The sequence below is a fragment of the Nonomuraea sp. NPDC004702 genome, from assembly GCF_053601695.1.
In genome coordinates this window covers 1-22,618 of sequence record NZ_JBSGCE010000097.1, presented here as the reverse complement: position 1 = coordinate 22,618, position 22,618 = coordinate 1, and the positions used below count along the sequence as shown (strand labels likewise).

The window sequence follows — 22,618 nt, the reverse complement described above, 5'->3', positions numbered from 1 at the left end:
AGCGGACGCGGACCCAGCGGACGCGGACCCAGCGGACGCGGACCCAGCGGACGCGGACCCAGCGGACGCGGACCCAGCGGACGCGGACCCAGCGGGCGCAGACCCGACAGGCGCGGACCCGACAGGCGCGGACCCAGCGGGCGCGGACCCGGCGGAGGCGGTGGGAGCGGAGTCGGAGGAGGCGGAGGCGGGGGCGGGGGTGTCGTCGGTGGTGAGCAGGGCGGGGGCGTGGAAGGCGCCCACGACCGCGGCGACCCGGCGTCCACCGGCCGCGGCGGCGGACACCACGCGCCGCATGTACGCCTCCCGCGCCAGATCCCTGGCCTGGACGCCGCCGCCCGCAGCCGCGTCGCGCCGCAGCGCCCAGCCGACGCCGAGCGCGGCCCGGCGGACGGCCTCCGGCTCGCAGCCCGGCGCCAGGACCTCGACGGCCCGGTCCCACATGTCGTCGCCCGCCCGCCCGGTGCCCGCGGCGGCCAGCGCGTCGGCGAAGCGCGGCGCGCCGGCGGCTTCAGCCTCAGGCCCGGCGGCCTGCCGGCCATCGGCGGCTTCGGGCTCGGGTCCGGCGGCCTGCCGGCCCTCGGCGGCTTCGGGCTCGGGTCCGGTGGCCTGCCGGCCCGGGTCCGACAGCGGGAGGTCGCAGCACAGCACCTCCACGCCGCGCTTGGCCGCCCACCGGATCGCCACCAGCTCAGGGGAGAAGTCGGCGAACGGGTAGAAGCCGAGCCCGTCCGCGCCGTTCCCGGCCAGGGCGACCGGGGCGACGGTGGCCGGGTCGGCGAGGTGGGGCAGCCACTGCTGGAAGTCGGCGGGCAGCTCGACGCACACCGTCTCGGGGTCGGCCGCCTCCAGCAGCTCGGGCAGCACGACGGCCAGGGCCGGGCTGTGGTGCCGCACCCCCACCAGGTACGGCCGGGTCGCAGCAGCCAGCCCGGCCACCACCACCCGCGGATCCGCCGGGTCGAGGGACGCCACCAGGTCGAGCGGCGCGGCCGGGGCGGCCGGGGCCGCCGGGCCCGCCGGGGAGGCCAGGTCCGCGGGGGAGGCCGGGGTGGCCGGGGAGGCCGGGGTGGCCGGGGAGGCCGGGGAGGCCGGGGAGGCCGGGGAGGCCGGGGAGGCCGGGGAGGCCGGGGAGGCCGGGGAGGCCGGGGAGGCCGGGGAGGCCGCGCCGGGCAGGGCCGCCGGGTCTGCCGGGGTGTGGGGTGTCAACGGAGGTTCTCCCGCAGGTCCCAGAGGCGGCGCCACATGGCCGAGCCGTCCTCGGCGCGCCGCCGCACCGGCCCGTCCCAGTAGCCGAGCAGCCGTCCGTGGTCGGCGGGGTCGTCCTTGCGCACGACGCCCAGCAGGTGGCCGGGCACCAGGTCGAGGACGTCGCCACCCGGCAGGTACGCGGCCGCGACGCCGAGCGAGGCCGCCACCTGCACCGCCTCGGCGGTCGACATCACGGTACCCGGCCGCTCGACGTCCCAGCCCTCGCCGGACCGTCCGGTGCGCAGGTCGCGGAAGACCGTGACCAGCGCCTCCAGCACCGCGTCGTCCACGGCGAACCCGGCGCCGGCGCGCTGGACGACCGCCGTGGCCTGCCGCCGCACCAGGGACGTCTCGGCCGCGGCGTCGGAGATGGGATCGACGGTCTCGAAGTTGAAGCGCCGCTTGAGCGCGGCCGACATCTCCGACACGCCGCGGTCGCGGAGGTTGGCCGTGGCGATCACCGTGAACCCGGGGACGGCGGCCACCTGCGCGTCGTCGGTCCCGGCCAGCTCGGGGACGCTGACCCGCCGGTCGGACAGGATGGACACCAGCGCGTCCTGCACCTCGGGCAGGCAGCGGGTGATCTCCTCGACCCTGGCCACCCGCCCCGATCGCATGGCGGTCAGCACCGGGGAGTCCACCAGCGCGCCCCGGCTCGGCCCCTGGGCCAGCAGCAGCGCGTAGTTCCAGCCGTAGCGGAAGGCGTCCTCGGTGGTGCCGGCGGTGCCCTGGACGGTGAGCGCGCTGGTGCCGCAGACCGCCGCGGCCAGCAGCTCCGACAACATCGACTTGGCCGTGCCGGGCTCGCCGACCAGCAGCAGGCCGCGCTCGCCGGCCAGCGTCACGACGCAGCGCTCGACCAGCGCGCGTTCGCCGACGAACTTGGGCGCCACCTTGAGCTTGGACGGCAGGCCGTCCCGGGCGGGCAGGGAGAGGGTCTCCTCGCCGCTGCCGCAGATGAAGGTCACGACGGCGCGCGGCGTCAGCAGCCAGCCGGGCGGGCGGGGGCCGTCGTCGTGGGCGGCGAGGAAGGCCAGTTCGGTGGCGTACCGCTGCTCGGCGGAGACCACCTGCGTGGCGGGGGTCGCCTCGTCGGTGAGGGTCATGGGGTTTCGTGTCCTTCGTGTGGTGATGACAGGGTCAGCGGCGGCGGCCGCGTTTGACGTCGAGCTGCTCGAACCGGGGCACGTCGCCGTCCTGGACGCGCCGCCAGGCCCTGGCGTACAGGTCGGCCACGGGTTCGCCGGGCACGAGGAGGCCGCCGAGGCCCGCGTTCGGGCTGAACATCGGGAGCTTCCACTGCTCCAGCGGGAGCCGCGGCGTGCGCTCCTCCGACCAGCCGCCGGTCAGGAACAACGAGCGTCCGGCGCGGGCGCGCACGGCCTGGACGACCAGGTCGGTGCGGGCCAGTTCGGCCCGCGCGGCCTTGAGCCGGGCCGGCTTCCAGCCGGTCCACCGGGCGGTGTTGCGGTCGGTGGGGTCGGGCATGGCCAGCAGCATCAGGTAGACGGCGGCGGCGTCCTCGCCGAGGCCGTGCGCCTTGGCGACGTCCACCACCAGGTCGGGCACCGAGCGGGTGGGGTCCTGCGTCCACCAGGTCCCGTCGGCGTCCCGGTCGCCCTGGGCGGGGTCGCCGGGGTCGGCCAGCAGCGCCGCGAAGCGCGGGTCGAGGGCGGTGCGCAGCGCGGACACGGCGGGGAACGAGCCGTTGAGCCCGATCAGGGCCCGCAGGTAGGGGTCCTCGCCGGCCGCGTCGAGCAGGTGCGGGCGGAGCGCGGGCGAGGGCTGGCTGTCGTAGGTGGCCATGACGACCGCGCCGTACCGCTCGTAGCCGTCGCCGACCTCGGTCGGCGTGCCCGCGACCTTCTTGAACGCGGGCAGGCCGACGTACTGGTCGAGGTCGATCAGCAGCCCGGGGTGGGCGAGCCGGTCGCGGACCGCCGACAGGGCGGCGGGCAGCCCGGCGCGCAGCGGATCCCCGGCCGGCAGCCGGTGGGCCAGCCAGGCGGCCGTGGCGACGGCCGTGACCAGCGACCGCCCGCCGAACCCGGTGCCCTGGCCGACGGGGTGGACGCGGTCGCCGCGCACCTCCCACTCCAGGTCCACGCTCAGCTCGGGAGCGGCGGCGGGGTCGAGCACGGCGCGCAGGGCGTGCGCCGGGTCGCCCTCGACGGTGCGCAGGGCGCGGGCGGCCTCGCCGAGCAGCCATTCGGGCAGGGCGAGCCGCTGCCCGACGCGCTCGTTCCACACCCGCGCGGCGGCGGCCACGTCGGGGCCGTCGGTCCACAGGCGGGCCGGGTCGGCGGGCAGCAGCGCCGCTGTGACGGCCCGCCGCACGCCGGCGCCGAGGGCGCGCAGCTCGTCCTTGGCGACGGCGGCCTCGGCCACCTTCACGCCGATCGTCGCGCGGGCCTCCTTGTCGAGGTAGGTCCGCTCGTAGGTGTCCACCTGCGGGAAGCCGGCCACGACCAGCCGCGCGGCGGTCCGGGAGACCCCGGTGAGCCGGGCGAACTCCTCGGCGGCGGCGTCGTGCCAGGGGGCCGGGCCGCGCGCGGCCAGCTCGGTGAGGAACGCCGCGAGCCAACTCGCCTCCCGGTCCCCGCCGACGGGCGAGGTGTCGCGGACCGTGTAGGGCGCGGGCACCTCGAACACCTCGGCGGGGTCGTGGCACAGCGCCGTCCATTCGAGCCCGTCGACGTCCGTCTCGCGCAGGTCGAGGAAGGCGACGAACGCGCCGCCGCCCAGCGGCAGCACGCCCGAGAGCGAGCCGTCCGCCGGGGCGCCGTCCGCGCCGACCATGTGCTCGCGCCTGAGCGTCACCGTCATGCGGCGCCAGCGGGACGAGCCGGCCGCGACCGGCAGGCCGCCGTCGCGCAGCTCGCCGAGCAGCACGCCCAGCGCGTCCCGATGCTCGGCCGGGGTGGTCGGCGCCGCGCACCGGTACGCCACGGCGGCGCAGTGGTCGAGCAGGCGCTCCCACCGCAGGCCGGAGGCCGGCATTCCGGGCAGGCGGAGGTGGTTGGCCACCTGCGGACGGTCCTGACCGGCGGTCACGGCCCCGCCCACCGCGCGGATCTGCTGGAAGGCGGCGTCGGCGTTGTGGCGGTGGTAGCCGCGGCCGTCGCCGATGCCGTTGAGCGCCTCGTCCAGCAGCAGGTCGGTGGGCCCGGACGGGCCCCGCTCGGCGGCCGGGTCGCCGGCCAGCGCGCGGTTGAGGTTGGCCACGACGGTGCGCACCGCGTCCTGCTGGGTGGCGGCGAAGCCGACGATCCCGGCCACGCCCTTGACCAGCGCCTCGTGGGTGATGCCCGGCAGCAGCGCGCGGACGGCCGCCGCCAGGTCGGCGCCCTGCGGCGTGGCCGCTTCGAGCAGGGCCGCGGCGGTCTCGCGGTCCGCGCGGCGCAGCGCCGCCGAGCCTTCGAGGTCGCGGGGGCGCAGGCAGTACCAGTAGCGCTCGGGCGGCAGGATGGGCGTGCCCGCGCCGAAGGCGCCCGGCTTGGCGTCGGTCCGGTACTCGGCCAGGACGACGCCCTCGGCGTCCACGAGGCTGATCCGGTAGCTGCTGCGCACGACGGCGCAGGCCCGATCCGCGCCCGGGAACGTCAGCACGCGCACCGGCACGCCGGCGTCCGGCGGCAGCGTCACCGAGACGCCGGACAGGTCCTCGGCGCGGTGGGAGCCGTCGGGCAGCTCGACCACGCGCAGGCCGTACAGGCCGTCCACGGGGGCGCCGACCGGGGTGGGCTCGTCGGAGGGCGCGGGCAGCAGCCAGCCCCCGGCGGGCCGGACGTCCGGGATGCCGGCGAGGAAACCGGGCAGCGACTTCCTGCCGACGCCGCCGCCGGCGGGGTCGAACTCGTACCAGCCGCTGTCGTGCTCCGCCCAGATCCACGTCCAGAACGACGTGCCGTCGGTGAGCAGGGGCCGCTCGTCGGGGACGGCCGTGTCACCGGCGTGCAGCACGCCGTGGCCGGTGGTGCGGCCGCCGCCGGGCACGGCCAGGCTGACCGGGTCGTCGCCCTGGTAGTAGTCCAGCCGCGTGCCCCGGCTCCGGTCCGTCCCGTCCAGGTCGCGCACCCGGTCGGCGGAGGTGTGCCAGTAGCCGCGCAGGCCGTTGACGCGGTCGCGGGAGTCCCAGTAGACGAGCAGCTCGCCGTCCACGTAGTGGAAGCCGGGATCGCTCCAGGTGTCGTCCCTGGGGACGCGCAGGTCGTGGGTGAGCAGGACGCCGTCGGCCGAGAGCACCCGGGCCTGCGCGGTGCCCGCGACGACCAGGTTCGGCCAGGCGTCGCAGACGACGAGGTCCTCGATGTCCTTCTCCGGCACGAGCTGGGTGGCGGCCTGCTCGAAGGCGGGCCAGCCCAGCTCGTCGATGACGCCGGAGCGCAGGGCGCGGGCCAGCACCCCGGCCACGTCGGCGTCGGTCACCGCCTGGCGCACCGCGTCCTCGGCCAGGGCCAGGGCCTCGCCGGGCAGCCAGGACAGGCGGCGCAGGGCGTCGGGCAGGTTGGGCAGGCCGGCGGCGGCCGAACGGCGGGCGACCAGGCGTACCCACTCGGTCAGCAGCGGACGCCCGCCCGGCGAGGCGGCCAGGGCGCGGACGGTCGCCCTGCCCTCGTCGTCGGCGTCGAGGTGGTCGGCGCCGCGCCGGAAGGCGGTGTGGAAGCGGCCGTCGGCGGCCAGGGCGAGCAGGTCGCGCCGGTCGTCGTGCTCCGCCCAGTGCGTCAGCCGGAGCCGGGCGCCGGGGCCGGGGTCGGCCAGCGGGATGCCGAGGGCCAGCAGCAGGTCGATCAGGTCGGCTTCGTCGTCGACCGCGATCGTCGCGCCGGTCGCGGTCAGCTCGGCGCGCAGCCGGTCGGCCATGCGCTCGATCAGGGCGTGGAGGGCGGGCAGGTGCGGCGCGACGCCCCAGGCCCGCTGCCGCGCGGCGAGGAACCTGCGCAGCCAGCCGGCGGCGCCGTCGGCCGAGCGTTCGGACTCGGGCACGTCGGTGTGCAGGCCGGCGGTCGCGCCCGCGCTCTCCAGGATGTCGAGCCAGAGGCCCGGCAGCTCCCGGTCGTGGCTGTCGGGGATGACGTTCAGCAGCGTGCCGCGCAGCTCCGGCCGCTGCCTGGCCAGCGCCGCGACGGCCGGGGCGTGGGACCTCCACCAGCCGGTCGGGGCCTGCATGGCGGCCGGCAGGGCCAGCACCTCGGCCAGGTAGTCCTGCTCGGCCGCCTCGGCGTCCACGCCGGCGGCCTTGGCCAGCCTGCGGATGTCGGCGGCCATCTGCACGGAGGGGGCGAGGCCGCCGGCGGTCCTGCGCACGCACAGCCGCGCGTACCTGTTCAGCGCCTCCGCGGCGGGCAGGCGGGCGGTCAGCTCCTTGGCGTACCCGGACAGCGCCTTGACCGGCAGCGCCCCGGCCAGCGCGAACTCCAGGAACACCGCGTCGAGGCGGTCGTCGTCCACGGGGAGGCCGTGCTGGGCCTCGGCCCGGCGGGCGGCGGAGAAGAGCTGCCCGGCGTACTGGGCGTTGTCGGCCGCGGCGAACACCCGGGCGGCCTGCTCGTAGAAGGTCGGCAGGAAGTGCGGGACGGACGCGGCGAGCTGCCCGGCCAGGCGCTGGTAGGCGTCGAGCGCCGTCTTGGGCTTGGTCCTGGCCTGCCGGGCGACGCGCTCCAGCTCCGGCACGACGGCCAGGGCGTGGTGCCCGTCCTGCGGGTGGTGGACCAGCACCCATTCGGGGAAGCCGAGCGAGCGCCGCAGGCCCAGGCCGACCACCGCGGCCTCGCCCTCGGGCACCAGGCCGAGGAAGCCGCCCACCGCGTCCTCGGCGCCGCTCAGCTCCTCGGTGACCAGGCGCACGATCACCCGGTCGTCGAGGCCGGGGTGCCGGTAGGAGCGGGCGACCAGCGGCACGGCCCGCTCCCCCGCGCCCTCGGTGCCGGCCGGCAGCACCGCGCCGGCGTCGAGCAGCTCCCGCGCCTCGGCGTTCTGCGAGATGTCCCCGGTCATGCGCTCTTCCCCTCTTCGACCTGCCGGCCGGCGTGCAGCGCGGCGGCCATCCTCATGCCTTCCGACCAGGCGACCGGGCCGACCTCGCGCAGCGTGAGCGTCCTGCCGTCCTGGTCGCGCCAGGTGAGATCGCCCGTGGACGTCTCGCTGTCCCAGTAGGGCTCGCCGATCCAGACGGCGGCCTCGGTGAGCCGGCCGGCGTCGCGCACCTGGCAGGTGGCGTAGCCGCCGGAGACGCGGTAGCCGAGCTGGGTGGCGCGGGCCGCCACGCCGAACCGGGAGGCGTACGTGCCGCCCGCGAAGTCCTTCACCTGGCGCACCCCTTCGCCCTGGTCGGCGGGCTTGCGCCAGATGGCCCGGTGGATCTGCTCGACCTTCTGCGTGATGCCCAGCTCGGCGGCGAACTCGCGCAGGTCGTCGAGGTCGGGCAGGAGCACCGGGTGCGGCAGCGTCACCGTGCGCGGGGCCAGCCTGACGGTCTCGCCGTCGAGGTTGACCATGCGCAGCTCGCCGGAGGAGGTCGCGTCGCGCAGGAAGCCCACCTCGTCGGGGTCGTCGCCGAGGACCGCCACGTCACGCAGCGCCGTCTGCCACGCCTCGTCCGGCCACACCCGGGCGATCAGCTCGGTCGGCACGGGCAGCGAGGACACCATCCAGGCGTCCACGTGCGCCACGCAGGACGCGGCGTGCCGGTCGAGCCATTCGGCGAAGCGGCGCAGCCGGTCCGCCTCGGGGTGCTCGCGCACCGCCTTCGGCAGCGTCTTCAGCTGCCGTCCCGCCGAGCGGCCGGACGTGGCCCTGGCCGTGACCCGGCCCTCTATCAGGGCGACCTCGTACGCGTCGCCCGCCGCCAGCCAACCCAATTGCCGCCGCCTCTCCTCGCGCAGCCATGGCATGCAGCCATGCCGTCAAGCCATGGGAATGTGTCGCGGCGCGGATCTCCCGCCGCCACGTTGCGCGGAACGTTATCGGCGATCACTGACAAATGCCTACCGACTGCCCGACGGCCCGGTTACGGCGCCGGGTCCCCTCGGCGAGCGGGGGCCGTCCGGGAGTGCCTGATTTCCGGCCGTACCGCCTAAGGACCGTCCGTACCGCCTAAAGAGCAGGGCAGGATCGGCGCGCGCAGGCTACGGGCGCGGGCGGCGGGGGTAGGCCAGTCCGGGCCGGGCGCGCCGGCCGGGGAACGGGCGCGCGGCTCGCTCGACAGGGGGATGGCCGGTGAAAGTCGTCGTCGATCTGACGCGTTGCCAGGGGTACGGGCAGTGTGCCTTCCTCGCGCCCGACGTCTTCACCATGCGCGAGGAGTCCCTCCTGTACGACCTCGACCCCGGCGACGAGCGGCGCGAGCACGTGCTGCGCGCGGCGGCGGCCTGCCCCGTCCAGGCCATCCACCTCGACTGGACGGCCACCCGGCTCACGCCCGAGCCGCCCGGCCCGCCGGCGCGCGGCATGACCGACGGGCGCATCGTCATCGTCGGCGCGTCCCTGGCCGGGGCGCGGGCCGCCGGCGTGCTCAGGCGGGAGGGCTTCACCGGGTCGCTGACCGTGATCGGCGACGAGCCCGCCGAGCCGTACGACCGGCCGCCGCTGTCCAAGCAGGTGCTCATGGGGCAGGTGGCGCCCGACCACGTCATGCTGCCCCACCTGCGCGAGGTCGAGGCCGAATGGTTGTGGGGCACCCGGGCGACGGGCCTGGACGTGGCCGGCAAGCGCGTCCTGCTGGCCGACGGCCGCGAGGTCGGCTTCGACCGGGTGCTGCTGGCCACCGGCACCCGCGCCCGGCCCTGGCCGCACGAGGAGCAGGCCCGGCTGACGGGCGTGCACACGCTGCGCTCGATGCGGGACGCCGCCGGCCTGCGGGAGGCGCTGGCCGCCCGCCCCAACCGGGTGCTCATCCTCGGCGCCGGGTTCACCGGCAGCGAGATCGCCTCGGTCTGCCGCGAGCTGGACCTGCCCGTGACGGTCGTCGAACGCGGCCCGGCCCCGCTCGTCAACGCCCTCGGCGGCGTGATCGGCGACGTCGCCGCCCAGCTCCACCGCGAGCACGGCGTGGACCTGCGATGCGGCACCACGGTCACCGCGCTGGAGGGCGACGGGCAGGGACGGCTGCGCGGCGCCCATCTGTCGGACGGCAGCACGGTCGAGGCCGAGGTCGCCGTCGTCGCGCTCGGCTCGGTGCGCAACGTCGAGTGGCTGCTCGACTCGGGGCTGGCCGCCGGTGTGTGGGGCGTGGCCTGCGACGCCGGCTGCCGCGCCGTGGACACCAACGGCCTGGTGACCGACGACGTCTTCGTCGCCGGCGACATCGCCCGCTTCCCGCACCCGCTGTACCAGTACCAGTTCATGACGCTGGAGCACTGGGGGAACGCCGTCACCCAGGCCGAGATCGCGGCCCACAACATGGTCAGCGACCAGACCCACCGCTGGCCGCACCTGTCGGTGCCGGTGTTCTGGTCCAGCCAGTTCGGGGTCAACATCAAGTCGGTGGGCGTGCCCACCTTCGCCGACGAGCTCGTCGTCACCCAGGGCTCGACGGACGAGCGCCGCTTCGTCGCCGTCTACGGCTACAAGGGCCGGATCACCGCCGCGGTCACCTTCGACCAGGGCATGTGGCTGGAGTTCTACCAGCGGCTGATCGAGCGGGCCACGCCCTTCCCGCCCGCCTTCCGGAACGTGGACATGCGCGGGGACGCGCGGCCCGTGCCGGCCCGGGTGCCCGAGCGGCTGGTCGCGGCCGAGGGGGCGACGGTCGTGGTGACCGGCCACGACCCGGCCGAGCGGCGCGCCTCGCTGCTGCACGAGCCGCAGAGCTGACCCGGCAGGAACCCAAGGACAGGAGTGCAGGACATGACCTCGGACGCCGCCATGCAGCGCATCCTCGACCCGGCCGGCCGCGCCGACCCCTACCCGTTCCTCGGGGAGCTGCGCCGCAACCCGGTGACGCGGCTGGCGGACGGCTCGTACGTCGTCAGCACGTACCGGGAGATCGTCGAGCTGCTGCACGACCCGCGGGTCAGCTCGGACCGGCGCAACCTGGCGAACGCGCCGGAGGAGCCGGAGCACGCGCCCGCCTTCATCAGGCTCGACCCGCCCGAGCACGACCGGCTGCGCCGCCTGACCATGCGCCACTTCGGCCCGCCGCACTCGCCGGGCGTGGTGGACGGGCTGCGCCCGATGATGCTGGCCACCACCACCGAGCTGATCGACGCCCTGGCCGGCAAGAACCGGGCCGACGTCGTGGACGAGGTCGCCTACCCGCTGCCGATCGCCGTCATCTGCCGGCTGCTCGGCGTGCCGGCCGAGGACGAGCAGCAGTTCCACGCCTGGGCCGACCAGATCGTCGAGACGCTCGGGCCGGGCGAGGAGGACCGCGCCGAGCGGGCCCGCGAGCGCCAGGCGGTGTCGCAGAACCTGGAACGCTACCTCGCCGGGCTGGCCGAGGCGCGGCGGCGGGAGCCGGGCGACGACATGTTGTCCGGGTTCGTCACCTACGAGGGCCCGGACGGCCGCATGACGCCCGAGGAGGTCGTCGCCACCTCCCTGCTGCTGCTCATCGCCGGGCACGAGACCACGATCAACCTCATCGCCAACGGCATGCTCACCGTGCTGCGCGACCCCATGCTGCTGGAACGCCTGCGCGCCGACCCCGACCTGGTCATCACCACGGTCGAGGAGCTGCTGCGCTTCGAGCCGCCCGTGCAGCTCGTCTCCTCCCGGGTCACCCTCGACGACGTGGTGGTCGGCGGCGTGACCATCCCGGCCGGGTCACCCGTCGTGCTGGCGCTGGCGGCGGGCAGCCGCGACCCGGCCCACGTGCGCGAGCCCGACCGGTTCGACCCGTGCCGCCGGCCGAACGAGCACCTGGGGTTCGGGGGCGGCGTCCACTACTGCTTCGGCGCGCCGCTGGCCCGGCTGGAGGCGCAGATCGTGCTGGGTGAGCTGGTGCGCCGGGTGCGCAATCCGCGGCTGGTCGCCGACCCGCCGCCGTACCGCCCCAGCCCGGTGCTGCGCGGCCCCCGCCACCTGCTGATCGACTACGACGGCATCGCCCCGGCCTGACCCGCCCACCGCGCCCCCGCTGGGGCCGGAAGCCGGAGGTCGCCGTCGCTTCCTCCTGGTTCGGGCGTTTCGCGGGGTTGTGACGTTGATCTGTGACTTCGGGTGCAGTTGAATGAGCGGGTGCGTGCTGGGCGGGTGGTGTCTCCTGTTCTGGTTGGGCGGGAGAAGGAGCTCGCCCGGCTGGTCGCGCTGGTCGCCGGGGCGCCCGCCGTGGCCGTCGTCGAGGGCGAGGCCGGCATCGGCAAGTCCAGGCTGACGGCCGAGCTGCTCGGCGGTCCCGCGGTGGCGGGCCTGCGGGTGCTGAGCGGGGCCTGCGTGCAGATCAGGGAGCCGTTCCCGCTGGGCCCCGTCGTCGAGGCGTTACGCGGACGGGCGTCCGAGCTGGCCGGCGCGGCGCTGTCACCGGTCGCCGGGGCGCTGCGCGAGCTGCTGCCCGAGCTGGCCGGGGTGCTGCCGGAGACGCCGCCGCCGCTGGACGACCGGGCGGCCGAGCGGCACCGGGTCTTCCGCGGGCTCGCCGAGGTGCTGACCGCGCTCGGTCCCGCCGTCCTGGCGGTGGAGGACCTGCACTGGGCCGACGGGCAGACGGTCGAGTTCCTGACGTACCTGATGTCGGTGCTGCCCGGCACGTTGCGGGTGGTGCTGACGTACCGGAGCGAGGAGGCGTCCGGGGCGGTGCGGGCGATCACGGCCCGCGCCCCCGACACGATCACGGCCGAGCACCTGGTGCTGCCGCCGCTCGACGCCGCCCAGACCCGGGTGATGGCCTCGGCGATCCTCGGGGCCGAGGAGGTGACGGCCGAGTTCGCCGAGCACCTGTGCGGGCGGGCCTCCGGCCTGCCGCTGGCCGTGCAGGAGCTGCTGGCGCTGCTGCGCGACCGCGGCACGCTGATCCGGTGGGAGGGCGGCTGGGCGCGGCGGGCCCTGGAGGAGCTCGACGTGCCGAGCGGCGTGCGCGCCTCGGTGCAGGAACGGGTGGCCCGGCTCTCCCCGGGCGCCAAGGAGGTGGCCGAGCGCGCCGCCGTGCTGCAGCTCCCGGTGCCCGTCGCGCTGTTGTCGGGGCCCGACGTCGGGGCGATCGACGAGGTGCTGGGCTCAGGGCTGTTCGCCGACACCGGCGGCCTGGTCGGGTTCCGTCACGTGCTGGCGGCGCAGGCGGTCTACGAGGCGATCCCGCTCGGCCGCCGGCAGGCCCTGCACGCCGCCGCCGCCGACACCGTACGCGAGCTGCGCCCGGTGCCGCTGGGCCGGCTGGCCCACCACCTGCGCCAGGCCGGCCGGGCCGGGCAGTGGGTGGCGGCCGCGATCGAGGCGGCCGAGCAGGCGTCCCGGCTCGGCGACGACGCCGAGGCCGCCCGCCTGCTGGAGGACGTCCTGCGCGGCGCCGACCTGCCCGCCGCCCGGCGTGCCGAGCTGACGGTGAAGCTGGGCTGGGCCGCCCTGGAGCTGCTGCGCCCGCCGCCGGTCGCCGACCTGGTCACCGGCGCGCTGGAGCAGGACGTGCCGCCCCCGGTGCGCGGCCACCTGCGCCTGCTGCTCGCGCTGCACCTGGAGCGCACCCGCACCGACGGCGCCCGCATCGGCGAGGCCTTCGCGCGGGCCGCCGACGACCTGGCCGGCGAGCCGGGGCTGGCGGCGTGGGCCATGGCCGGGGTCGGCCGCCCGCCCAGCGGCCTGCCGCCGGAGGAGAGCAGGTCGTGGCTGGAGCGGGCGCTGGCGACCCTGCCCGCGGTCGCCGACCCGGCCATGCGGATGCTGGTGCTCGGCAAGATCGCGATGATCTTCGTGGTGATGGGCGACCAGCGCTGGGCCGTGCTCGCCGACGACCTGCTGCGGGAGACCGGCGGACGGCGGCTACTGCGCCGCGAGGTCAACGCCTACCGCTCCATCGGGGGCGCGGCCCTGTTCAGCGGGCACCACCGGCGGGGCCGCCGCCTGCTGACCGCGGCGGTCGAGGAGGGCGCCGAGCCCGACCTGCGCGAGCGGCTGGAACTGCGCTGCCTGGTGAACCTGGCCGCGGCCGACTACTTCGAGGGCTCCTGGCAGGGCCTGCCGGCCAGGCTCCAGGAGCTGCGCGACCAGTTCGGCGACGAGCCGCACGAGCGCATCCTCCTCGACATCGTGACCGCCTGCCTGGCCGTGGTGCAGGGCCGTCAGGAGGCCGCGCTGCCGTCGTTGCTCGACGCCGCGGCCGAGGCCCGTACCCGGGGGCAGTACGACGACCTGGTGCTGCCGCTGGCGATGTCGCTCCGGCTGAGCGCCGCGCGGGGCGAGCCGGAGGCGGCGATCGAGGCGGCCGTCGAGGCGGGCCGCCACTGGGAGGCGAGCGAGCTGTGGCCGGTGGCGGTCCGCGCGCTGCCCGCGCTGACCGAGGCGCTGCTCGTGGCGGGCCGTCCCGAGGAGGCCGCCGACGTCGTCGCGCGGCACGCCGCCCGGCTGGCCGGGCGCGACGCGCCGCTGGCCGGTCCCGCGCTCGCGCAGGCCCGCGGCCTGCTGGCGGCCGCCGGGGAGCAGTGGGCGCGGGCCGCGGCCGAGTTCACCGCCGCCGCCGACGCCTTCGGGACGGTCCCGGCGCGGTACGAGGCGGCGCAGGCGAGCGAGCAGGCCGCCGCCTGCCTGTTCGCCCTCGACGACCCCGAGGCCGCCGTCCGGCTCGGCCGGGCCGTCGCGGTGTACGCCGAGCTCGGGGCGCGCTGGGACCTCGACCGCGCTACCGGGCTGGGCCGCAGGTGGGGCGTCCGCCCGGCGGCGCAGAGCGCGCCCGCGCAGGCGGGGAACGACCACGCCCTGTCGGCCCGGCAGGAGCAGGTGGCCCGGCTGGCGGCCGACGGGCTGACCAACCAGGAGATCGCCAGGGAGCTGTTCCTGTCGCCGAAGACGGTGGACAAGCACGTCAGCGCGGCCATGCGCAAGGTGGGGGCGCGGTCGCGGACGGAGCTGGCCCGCCACCTCCTCCCCAGCGACTAACCCCGAAATGGGGATTTTTCCCCATAGGGCACCCCATACCCCACCCCATACGTCTGCCGCGACACTTTCGGCATGTCCGACACCATCCAAGACCCCGACCGGCCGGACCCGGACGACCCGGCCCCCGACGTCCCCTCCCCGCACGAGGAGACCCCGGAGCCCCCCCGCCCACCGGACGGCTTCGAACCCGTCTGACCCTTCCGGACGGTCACGGAACCCCGCCCTTCCCGGACGGCCATGCCGCCGTCCACACCCTCACGGACGGTTCCTCCCTCCGGGCCATGAGCCCGCCGCCGCCGTCCGAACCCCTCCCCCGCCAGAAAGGCCACCATGGCACTGCCCCGCCCCCCGCTGGCGCGCCGGACAGGCGTCCTGCTGACCGCGGTCACCGCGCTCGCCGGCGTGCTGACCGCCGGACCGGCGACCGCCACGACACCGGACACCCCCGCACCCGGCGCCCCCGCCGCTCCCGCAGCGCCCACAGCGCCCACAACGTCCGAGCAGCCCGCCAAGGACGTCGCCCTGTCCGGGGTGCGCGCCCAGAAGGTCGTCGTCACGCTGATCACGGGTGACAAGGTCCAGCTCACCCGGTCCGCCACCGGCCGGTACCGCGTCGAGCCGGCCCCCGGCACCCGCCAGGACGGCCGCCGCATCAACCTGTTCACCCAGTTCACCCCGGACGGCGTCTTCGTGCTGCCGGACGACGCGGTCTCCGCCGTCCAGGCGGGCCTGGTGGACAGGCGGCTGTTCGACGTCAAGTACCTGGCCGAGAACGGCTACTCCGACGAGGTGGCCAAGCGGCTGCCGGTCATCGTGCAGTACCCGGGCGACCAGCCGGAGGCCGCGGTCAGGCGCTCGGCCGCCGCCGTCCCCGCCAGCGAGCCCACCCGGACGCTGGAGAGCATCCACGCCTCCGCCCTCGACGTCACCAAGGCCGAGGCGAGCGCGTTCTGGGAGGCCGTGCGCGGCGGGCGGCCCGCCGGCGAGGGCCTGGCCAAGTCGCCCGGCACGCTGCGCGGCGGCATCGCCAAGCTGTGGCTGGACGCCAAGGTCAAGGCCGACCTGGACGTGAGCGTCCCGCAGATCGGCGCCCCCAAGGCATGGGAACGCGGCCAGGACGGGACCGGCGTGAAGATCGCCGTCCTGGACACCGGCGCCGACACCGGCCACCCCGACCTGGCCGGCAGGATCGCCGACAGCAAGTCGTTCGTCCCCGACCAGCCCGTCCAGGACGGGCACGGGCACGGCACCCACGTCGCCTCGACCATCGCCGGCACCGGCGCGGCCTCGGGCGGCACGTTCAAGGGCGTCGCCCCGGGCGCGCAGCTCGTCGTCGGCAAGGTGCTCGACAACACCGGCTCCGGCCAGGAGTCGTGGATCATCGAGGGCATGGAGTGGGCCGCGCGCAGCGGCGCCAAGGCCGTCAGCATGAGCCTCGGCGGCCCGCCCAGCGACGGCACCGACCCGCTCAGCCAGGCCGTGAACGACCTGACCGCCGAGACCGGCACGCTGTTCGTGGTCGCCGCGGGCAACCTGTACGAGGCCGAGACGATCAGCATGCCCGGCGCGGCCGACGCCGCGCTGACCGTGGCCGCGGTGGACAAGAGCGACAAGCTCGCCGCGTTCTCCAGCCGCGGGCCGCGCCCCGGCGGCGGGCTCAAGCCCGACATCGCCGCGCCCGGCGTGGACATCGTGGCCGCGCGGGCGGCCGGCACCGCCATGGGCTCCCCGGTGGACGACCACTACACCGGCGCCTCCGGCACCTCCATGGCCACGCCGCACGTGGCCGGCGCGGTCGCGATCATGGCGCAGCGGCACCCGGACTGGACGGCCCAGCAGCTCAAGTCCGCCCTGATGTCCACCTCCACGGATGACGGCTTCACCGTCTACGAGCAGGGCGCCGGCCGGGTGGACCTGGACCGCGCGACCCGGCAGCAGGTGTTCGCGACGAGCGGCGGCGTGGACTTCGGCCTGCTGGAGACCGGCAGCGCGGCGAAGACCGGCGAGATCTCCTACCGCAACCTGGGCGACCAGCCCGTCACGCTCACGCTGAAGGCGGCGATGGGCGCCGCCAAGCCGGTCCTCGCCGACGCGACGCTGACCGTCCCCGCCGGCGGCACCGCCGCCACCACCGTCACCCTCGACCCGGCCGAGCTGCCCGTCGGCCTCTACAGCGGGGCCGTGACGGCCGAGGCGGACGGCGTCCGGCTCAGCACGCCGCTCGGCGCGGTGCGGGACGTCCCCAAGTACGACCTGACCATCCACACCATCGACCGGGACGGCAAGCCGCGCACCCCGTCGGCCATGAGCGTCCTGGACGTCGACGGCAACAAGGGCGAGCTCGGCCCCAACCGCATCGACGACGTGGGCCTGGTGGTGAGCCGCGTCCCGGCCGGCACCGCCAGCCTGCTGCAGGTGCTCGACTGGGTGGACGCCGACGACCGCGCCAACCGGGCCTGGCTGTTCGAGCCCGAGCTCACCGTCACCGGCGACATGGAGATCACCCTCGACGCCCGCAAGGCCACCGAGGTCAGCTTCCGCGCGCCGAAGACCGCGCAGCCGCTGAACAACACCTACGACGTCTTCTTCCAGCGCTCCCTGCCCAACGGCAAGGTCTTCGGCGGCACGCTGCTGGCCGGCCGCCCGCTCGGCGGCTGGGAGAAGGTGTGGGCGCTGCCGACGAAGAAGGTCACCAAGGGCGGCTTCCGCTTCGCCGGCCAGTGGGAGCTGGGCGTGCCCGAGGTCACCATGACCATGCGCACGCCGAGGCGCACGACCCTGCACCCGGCCTCCCGGGTCCACACGATCGACTCCGGCGAGATCCACCCGGGCTACGTCCCGTTCGAGGGCACCAAGGACCTGCGGGTGGTCGACGCCGGCAAGGGCCGTCCCGAGGACCTCGCGGGCAAGGACCTGCGCGGCGCGCTCGTGCTGATCGACGCCGAGCCCGCCGAGGGCGTCTTCGGGCCGGCGTGCGGCCTGCAGATCGAGCGGGTGGGCCCGATCAGGGACGCGGGCGCCGCCGGCGTCCTGGCCTTCAACGAGAAGGCCGCCACCTGCCCGATCCCGCTGCCCATCTCGCAGAAGCCGTTCAGCGGCCCGTTCCAGCCGGTCGGCATCCCCGTCGCCTACGTCTCCAACGCCGAGGGCCGCAAGATCCGCGAGGAGGCCGGCCGGGGCGGGGTGACCATCCGGGTCGAGGGCACGCCGAACACGCCGTACTCGTACGTGTTCCGCCCGTCCGTGGACGGGCGCGTCCCCGACTCGATGCGGTACGAGGTGACCGAGCGCCAGCTCCACCAGGTCGACCTCGACGTGCACGCCGGGCCGTACACGAAGTACATGAACTGGCGGGCCTCGTGGCGGACCGACGACATCTCGTACACGACGACCAACACCAACATCCTGCAGTGGTCGGCCCCGCTGCCCGAGCGCAGGACGCAGTGGATCTGGCCGCTCGACCCCAAGGTCGTGAGCGAGGCGGGCCTGTCCGCGCTGGTCGCGTCCACGCCCGGCGAGGAGGTCCAGGAGACCCGCTACCGGCACGAGGTGTTCGACCGGCCGGGCACCACCGTCCAGAAGTGGTTCGCCACCCCGAGCACGCCGGGCGCCTCGACGGCCTCCGACAAGCTGTACGCGCTCGGCGGCCCCGCGGACGCGCCCCCGCTCAGGCAGCTCGTGATCGGCGTGCCGTGCGCGATCTGCGTGCACGACGGCAACCTGTGGGTGACGCCGTCGATGGTCAACGGGGTCGGGGACCGGCGTGACGACGGCGTCGCGTTCGGCGACCTGGTGCCCCAGTACGAGCTGCACCTGTACCGCGACGGCAAGGAACTGCCGAACGCCCCCCTGCCGGGCTTCGACACGCTGCCGCGCTACCCGCTGCCCAAGGAGCCGGGCACCTACCGGCTGACGGCCAGGAACGCCCTGTCGGACATCGAGTGGACGTTCACCGCGCCGCCGGCCAAGGAGCAGCTCAGGCCGGGCGCCAACTGCTACGCCTGGTTCGTCGACGGGCTGGTCGAGCAGTGCCGCACCACCCCCGCGGTCTACGTCAGCTACGACCTCGGTGACACCCTGTCCGCCGGCAACACGGTGGCGGCCGGGCGCAGGCACACGTTCGAGCTGGAGGCCTACCACGGGCCGTCGGCGGCGAAGATGCCGGCGATCGCGGGCGTGCGGCTGTGGACCAGCACCGACGACGGCGCCACCTGGCAGCCCGCCGACCTCAGGCGGGGCCGGGACGGCGTCTACACCGCCGGTGCGAAGTACCCGGCCTACCGCGCCACCAAGGGCGCGGTGAGCCTGAAGGTGGAGGCGTGGGACGCGGCGGGCAACCGCCTCAGGCAGACCACACTGCGCGCCTTCGACCTCCGCTGACCCCGCCGACCGCGGCCGCCCACCCCGGCGGCCGCGGTCACCAGTCCAGCGTGACGGGCGAGCCGGGTCGTACGCCTTGGAGCAGCCCCTCGACCAGCCCGGCCAGCCCCGGCGGGAAGACCCGCTCGGTGGTGCGGCCGAGCTCGCCCGCGCTCCACCAGCGATGCCCGAGCCCGTCGTCGGCGGACTCGGGCAGCTCCGTGCCGGGGACCCGGGCGAAGAAGTACGTGTGCACGGTGTGGAACCGGTGTCCCCGCACCGACCACTCCCCCGCGTTGACGGCCACCGGCCCGCCCAGGTCCGCGGCGGCGAGCACGAACCCGGTCTCCTCCCGCACCTCCCGGCAGGCCGCCTCCGCCACCGTCTCCCCCGGCTCGACCGCGCCGCCGGGCAGGTGCCAGGCGGGCTCGGCGGGCCACGGGTCGGGCGGGACGAAGCCGAACATCAGGACGCGGCCGGCGGGCTCGGCGAGGACGACGCGGGCCGTGGGACGGTACGTGATCACCTGCCGGAGGGTACCGGCAGGCCGTACGGCGGCGCGCGGGCCGCCGCCCTGCCGATCCGCTCATGGCGGTACGGTGAGCACCCGGCGGCGTACGGCCACCGGGACGGAGAGCGAAGGGACCCGCGCACCATGAACGCCACCGGACCGGACAAGGGCCCGGCGGCGGCCTGGCGGCGGGCCCGCGACCGGCACGGCTGGCTCGACCACCTGTCCCGCGCCGTGCTGCGCTACGACAAGGCCGACGGCGGCCGGTTGTCGGCGGCACTCACCTACTACTCCTTCTTCGCCACCTTCGCCCTGGCCCTGCTGGCGTTCGGCATCCTCGGCCACGTCATGGACGACCCGACGGTCCTCGCCACGGTCCAGCACTACCTGAGCGAGAACTTCCCGCGCCTCGACGTCCAGGCGTTACGGGAGGCCGGGGGCACGGCCGGCGCGGTGGCCTTCGTCGCGCTGCCGATGACCGGGCTGTTCTGGATGGACACCCTGCGCTCGGCCACCCGGGCGATCTGGGGGCTGGAGGAGTATCCGGGGCGTTTCCTCCTGCGCCAGCTCATCGACCTGGGCGTGATGGCCGGGCTCGGGATGCTGCTCGCCCTGTCGCTCGCCGTCGCCTTCGCCGCCGAGCGGCTGCTGACCTGGCTGGCCGTGCTCACCGTCGGCGTCGAGGCCCTTCCGGCCCAGTGGGTGCTCACCGCGGCCGGGATCGTGCTCGGTCTCGGCGTGAACACGCTGCTGGCCATGGCGCTGCTGACCGCGCCGCCGCGGCTGCGGGTGCCGCTGCGCCGCGTGATCGGCCCGGCGCTGGTGATCACCGCCGGGCTGGAGATCCTCAAGACGATCGGCCAGGTCTACGTCAATCTCACCGCGGCCAATCCCGCCTACCGGGTGGTCGCGGGCGCGGCGGGCATGCTGCTGTTCCTGAAGGTGCTCAACCAGCTCATCCTGTTCGCCACCGCCCTGACGGCGACCGCCACGTCGGGCCACGTCAAGGATCTGGCCGTGCGGCGGGCCCGTTGACAGGGTAACCAACCAAGCGCATGCTCGTTTCGGCGAGGGGGCCGACCGGCTCTCCCCTGTCGAAGGGATCATCGATGCGACCAGCCTCACCGGCCTCCGACGACCTCACCCCCCGCGGGCGCAGCCGCCGTACCCTGCTCGTCGCGGGCGGGATCCTGGTCACCGGCGCGGCGCTCGGCCAGGACCCGGCCTACGCCGAGGCCGACTACGACGTGGTGGTGGTCGGCTCGGGGGCCGCCGGGATGACCGCCGCCCTCACCGCCGCCAAGCGCGGCCTGAGCACCGTCGTGCTGGAGAAGGCGCCGACGTTCGGCGGATCGGCGGCGCGGTCGGGCGCGGGCATCTGGATCCCGTGCAACGAGGTGATCCTGGCCGCCGGGGTGCCGGACACGCCCGCCAAGGCCGCCGCGTACCTGGCCCGCGTGGTGGGCGACACCGTCCCGGCCGCGCGGCAGCAGGCGTTCCTGGACGCGGGGCCGCAGATGATCTCGTTCGTGACGCGCAACAGCCCGCTGCGCTTCCGGTTCATGGAGGGGTACTCCGACTACTACCCGGAGTTCCCCGGCGGGATGCCGGGCGGGCGTTCCATCGAGCCCGACCAGTTCGACGGCAACCTCCTCGGCCCGGAGCTGGCCAGGCTCAACCCGCCGTACATGGCGACCCCGGCGGGCATGGTCGTCTTCAGCGCCGACTACAAGTGGCTGACGCTCGCCCTGGTCAACCCGAAGGGCGCGGAGGTGTCGGCGGCGTGCCTGCTGCGGGGCACGCAGGCGGCGTTACGCGGCGAGAAGCCGCTGACGATGGGCCAGGCGCTGGCCGCCGGGCTGCGCGCCGGGCTGCTGGCCGCCGGGGTGCCGGTGTGGCTGAACACCCCGCTGCTCGGCCTGCACGTCGAGGGCGGCCGGGCCGCGGGCGTGGTCACCCCGGCCGGGGTGGTCAGGGGCAGGCGCGGGGTGATCGTCGCATCGGGCGGGTTCGAGCACAGCGCGGCGATGCGGGCCGAGTTCCAGCGCCAGCCCATCGGGACGAGCTGGACCGTCGGCGCCAAGGAGAACACCGGCGACGGCATCGAGGCCGGCGAGCAGGCCGGCGGCGCGCTGGACCTCATGGACGACGCCTGGTGGGGGCCGGTGATCCCGCTGCCCGGCGAGCCGTACTTCTGCCTGGCCGAGCGGACCCTGCCGGGCTGCGTCATCGTCAACGGCGCCGGCCGGCGCTTCGTCAACGAGGCCGCGCCCTACAGCGACGTCGTGCACGTCATGTACGACCGCAACACCCCGTCCGACCCGCACATCCCCGCCTGGCTGATCATCGACCAGCAGTACCGCAACAAGTACCTGTTCAAGGACATCGCGCCGCTGCTGCCCTTCCCCGACTCCTGGTACGACAGCGGCGCCCTGTTCAGAGCCCCGACGATCGAGCAGCTCGCCCGCAGGATCGGGGTGCCGGAGGCCGCCCTGCGCGCCACGGTCACCCGCTTCAACGGGTTCGCCCTGGCCGGGCGGGACGCCGACTTCCACCGCGGCGACAGCGCCTACGACCACTACTACGCCGACCCGTACGTCCGGCCGAACCCGTGCCTGGCGCCGCTCTGGCTGCCGCCGTTCTACGCCTTCAAGATCGTCCCTGGTGACCTGGGCACCAAGGGCGGCCTGCGCACCGACGCGCGCGCCCGCGTCCTGCGCGCCGACGGCTCGGTGATCCCCGGCCTGTACGCCGCCGGGAACGCCAGCGGCGCCGTCATGGGCCACAGCTACGCGGGCTCGGGCTCGACCATCGGACCGGCCATGACCTTCGGCTACGTGGCCGCGAACGACCTGGCCGGCGGCTGACCGTCAGTCGGCCGTGTACGTGATCGACCGGACGTCGTAGCCCCTCGCCGTGGAGCCGCGGACGTGCATGAACATCGCGCCGCCCTCGTAGGACCAGGCGCACGCGTAGCCCTTCGGCTCCTTGGCGCAGCCCTGGAAGTGGTGGGTGACGCCGCGCGGGTCGTACCTGACCCGGAACAGCGTCCGCACCGCGTCCTCGGCGCCGACCTCCAGGGCGGCGTACCGGTCGCCGCGCTTCCAGGCGGCGAACAGGTGCCCGGCCGCGGCGGACGGCCGCACGACGTGCCGGGACAGGTAGACCTTGGTGACCTTGGAGCCGGTCACGGCCATCGCGATGCCGTTGAGGCCGCCGGGCACGCGCACGCTGGTGTGCACGTACCGGCACACGCCGCGCGAGCAGCCGTCGAAGCGGTCGGGCGCGCGGTAGGCGTAACCGAAGATCGTGCGCACCGCGGCGGGGGTGGCGACCCCGGCCGCGGCGGCGCGGTCGCCGGCCAGCCACGCGCGGAACAGCTCGCCCGCCACCTTGCCGGGGGCCGGCGCGGCGGCGCTCTCCCAAGGGCTGACGCTCGCCTGGCGCAGCCTGATCCCGTTGAAGAACAAC

At 75.6% G+C, this 22,618-nt stretch carries 13 protein-coding genes; 7 read left to right on the top strand and 6 right to left on the bottom strand.

Annotated features, from left to right (window positions below; all coding sequences use genetic code 11):
- The 4 genes from ACWEJ6_RS49745 to ACWEJ6_RS49730 all read right to left on the bottom strand — a co-directional run.
- Positions 1–1,209 (bottom strand): DUF5682 family protein (locus ACWEJ6_RS49745; RefSeq protein WP_452432485.1); only part of this gene is annotated, 1,209 nt, incomplete at its 3' end.
- The gene (locus tag ACWEJ6_RS49740) at positions 1,206–2,357 is read right to left on the bottom strand and encodes an ATP-binding protein (protein ID WP_352323711.1); all 1,152 of its coding nucleotides are present in this window, start codon (positions 2,355–2,357) and stop codon (positions 1,206–1,208) included. The genes ACWEJ6_RS49745 and ACWEJ6_RS49740, both read right to left, overlap by 4 nt.
- 34 nt (positions 2,358–2,391) lie before the next feature.
- Entirely contained in the window at positions 2,392–7,248 is a 4,857-nt protein-coding gene (locus ACWEJ6_RS49735; protein ID WP_452432484.1) for a DNA-binding protein, read from the bottom strand.
- Complete coding sequence (locus tag ACWEJ6_RS49730; RefSeq protein ID WP_452432483.1) at positions 7,245–8,144, bottom strand: DUF4132 domain-containing protein; 900 nt, start codon at positions 8,142–8,144, stop codon at positions 7,245–7,247. The genes ACWEJ6_RS49735 and ACWEJ6_RS49730 overlap by 4 nt, the downstream gene beginning before the upstream one ends.
- Positions 8,145–8,469: 325 nt before the next feature.
- Here ACWEJ6_RS49730 and ACWEJ6_RS49725 point away from each other — a divergent pair, with 325 nt between their 5' ends.
- From ACWEJ6_RS49725 to ACWEJ6_RS49705, 5 genes are all read left to right on the top strand, one after another.
- Complete coding sequence (locus ACWEJ6_RS49725) at positions 8,470–10,065, top strand: FAD-dependent oxidoreductase (protein ID WP_452432481.1); 1,596 nt, start codon at positions 8,470–8,472, stop codon at positions 10,063–10,065.
- A gap of 33 nt (positions 10,066–10,098) precedes the next feature.
- The gene (locus tag ACWEJ6_RS49720) at positions 10,099–11,310 is read left to right on the top strand and encodes a cytochrome P450 (protein WP_358298301.1); all 1,212 of its coding nucleotides are present in this window, start codon (positions 10,099–10,101) and stop codon (positions 11,308–11,310) included.
- A gap of 138 nt (positions 11,311–11,448) precedes the next feature.
- Entirely contained in the window at positions 11,449–14,277 is a 2,829-nt protein-coding gene (locus tag ACWEJ6_RS49715) for an ATP-binding protein (protein ID WP_452432480.1), read from the top strand.
- Positions 14,278–14,349: 72 nt separating this feature from the next.
- Positions 14,350–14,472 carry a hypothetical protein gene (locus ACWEJ6_RS49710; protein ID WP_357978876.1) on the top strand — a complete coding sequence of 41 codons (123 nt, stop codon included), beginning with the start codon at positions 14,350–14,352 and terminating at the stop codon, positions 14,470–14,472.
- Between the two features lie 135 nt (positions 14,473–14,607).
- Positions 14,608–18,657: a S8 family peptidase gene (locus tag ACWEJ6_RS49705; RefSeq protein WP_452432479.1), complete on the top strand. Its 4,050-nt coding sequence runs from the start codon at positions 14,608–14,610 to the stop codon at positions 18,655–18,657.
- Positions 18,658–18,694: 37 nt separating this feature from the next.
- Here ACWEJ6_RS49705 and ACWEJ6_RS49700 read toward each other — a convergent pair whose 3' ends face one another.
- Positions 18,695–19,162 carry an NUDIX hydrolase gene (locus ACWEJ6_RS49700; protein WP_452432478.1) on the bottom strand — a complete coding sequence of 156 codons (468 nt, stop codon included), beginning with the start codon at positions 19,160–19,162 and terminating at the stop codon, positions 18,695–18,697.
- 129 nt (positions 19,163–19,291) lie between these two features.
- Here ACWEJ6_RS49700 and ACWEJ6_RS49695 point away from each other — a divergent pair, with 129 nt between their 5' ends.
- On the top strand, positions 19,292–20,182 hold the full coding sequence (locus ACWEJ6_RS49695) for a YihY/virulence factor BrkB family protein (protein ID WP_358298309.1): 891 nt from the start codon (positions 19,292–19,294) through the stop codon (positions 20,180–20,182).
- 74 nt (positions 20,183–20,256) lie between these two features.
- Positions 20,257–22,014, top strand: coding sequence for a 3-oxosteroid 1-dehydrogenase (gene kstD, locus ACWEJ6_RS49690; RefSeq protein ID WP_397166561.1), 1,758 nt, complete (start codon positions 20,257–20,259; stop codon positions 22,012–22,014).
- Positions 22,015–22,017: 3 nt separating this feature from the next.
- On the opposite strand, the gene ACWEJ6_RS49685 is transcribed toward kstD, so the two are convergent.
- A partial coding sequence (locus tag ACWEJ6_RS49685; RefSeq protein WP_452432477.1) for a hypothetical protein occupies positions 22,018–22,618 on the bottom strand: 601 nt, incomplete at its 5' end.

Coding starts and splice junctions, on each gene's coding strand:
- ACWEJ6_RS49740 (WP_352323711.1), bottom strand. CDS start 2,357: ATGACCCTCACCGACGAGGCGACCCCCGCCACGCAGGTGGTCTCCGCC.
- ACWEJ6_RS49735 (WP_452432484.1), bottom strand. CDS start 7,248: ATGACCGGGGACATCTCGCAGAACGCCGAGGCGCGGGAGCTGCTCGAC.
- ACWEJ6_RS49730 (WP_452432483.1), bottom strand. CDS start 8,144: ATGCCATGGCTGCGCGAGGAGAGGCGGCGGCAATTGGGTTGGCTGGCG.
- ACWEJ6_RS49720 (WP_358298301.1), top strand. CDS start 10,099: ATGACCTCGGACGCCGCCATGCAGCGCATCCTCGACCCGGCCGGCCGC.
- ACWEJ6_RS49710 (WP_357978876.1), top strand. CDS start 14,350: ATGTCCGACACCATCCAAGACCCCGACCGGCCGGACCCGGACGACCCG.
- ACWEJ6_RS49705 (WP_452432479.1), top strand. CDS start 14,608: ATGGCACTGCCCCGCCCCCCGCTGGCGCGCCGGACAGGCGTCCTGCTG.
- ACWEJ6_RS49695 (WP_358298309.1), top strand. CDS start 19,292: ATGAACGCCACCGGACCGGACAAGGGCCCGGCGGCGGCCTGGCGGCGG.
- kstD (WP_397166561.1), top strand. CDS start 20,257: ATGCGACCAGCCTCACCGGCCTCCGACGACCTCACCCCCCGCGGGCGC.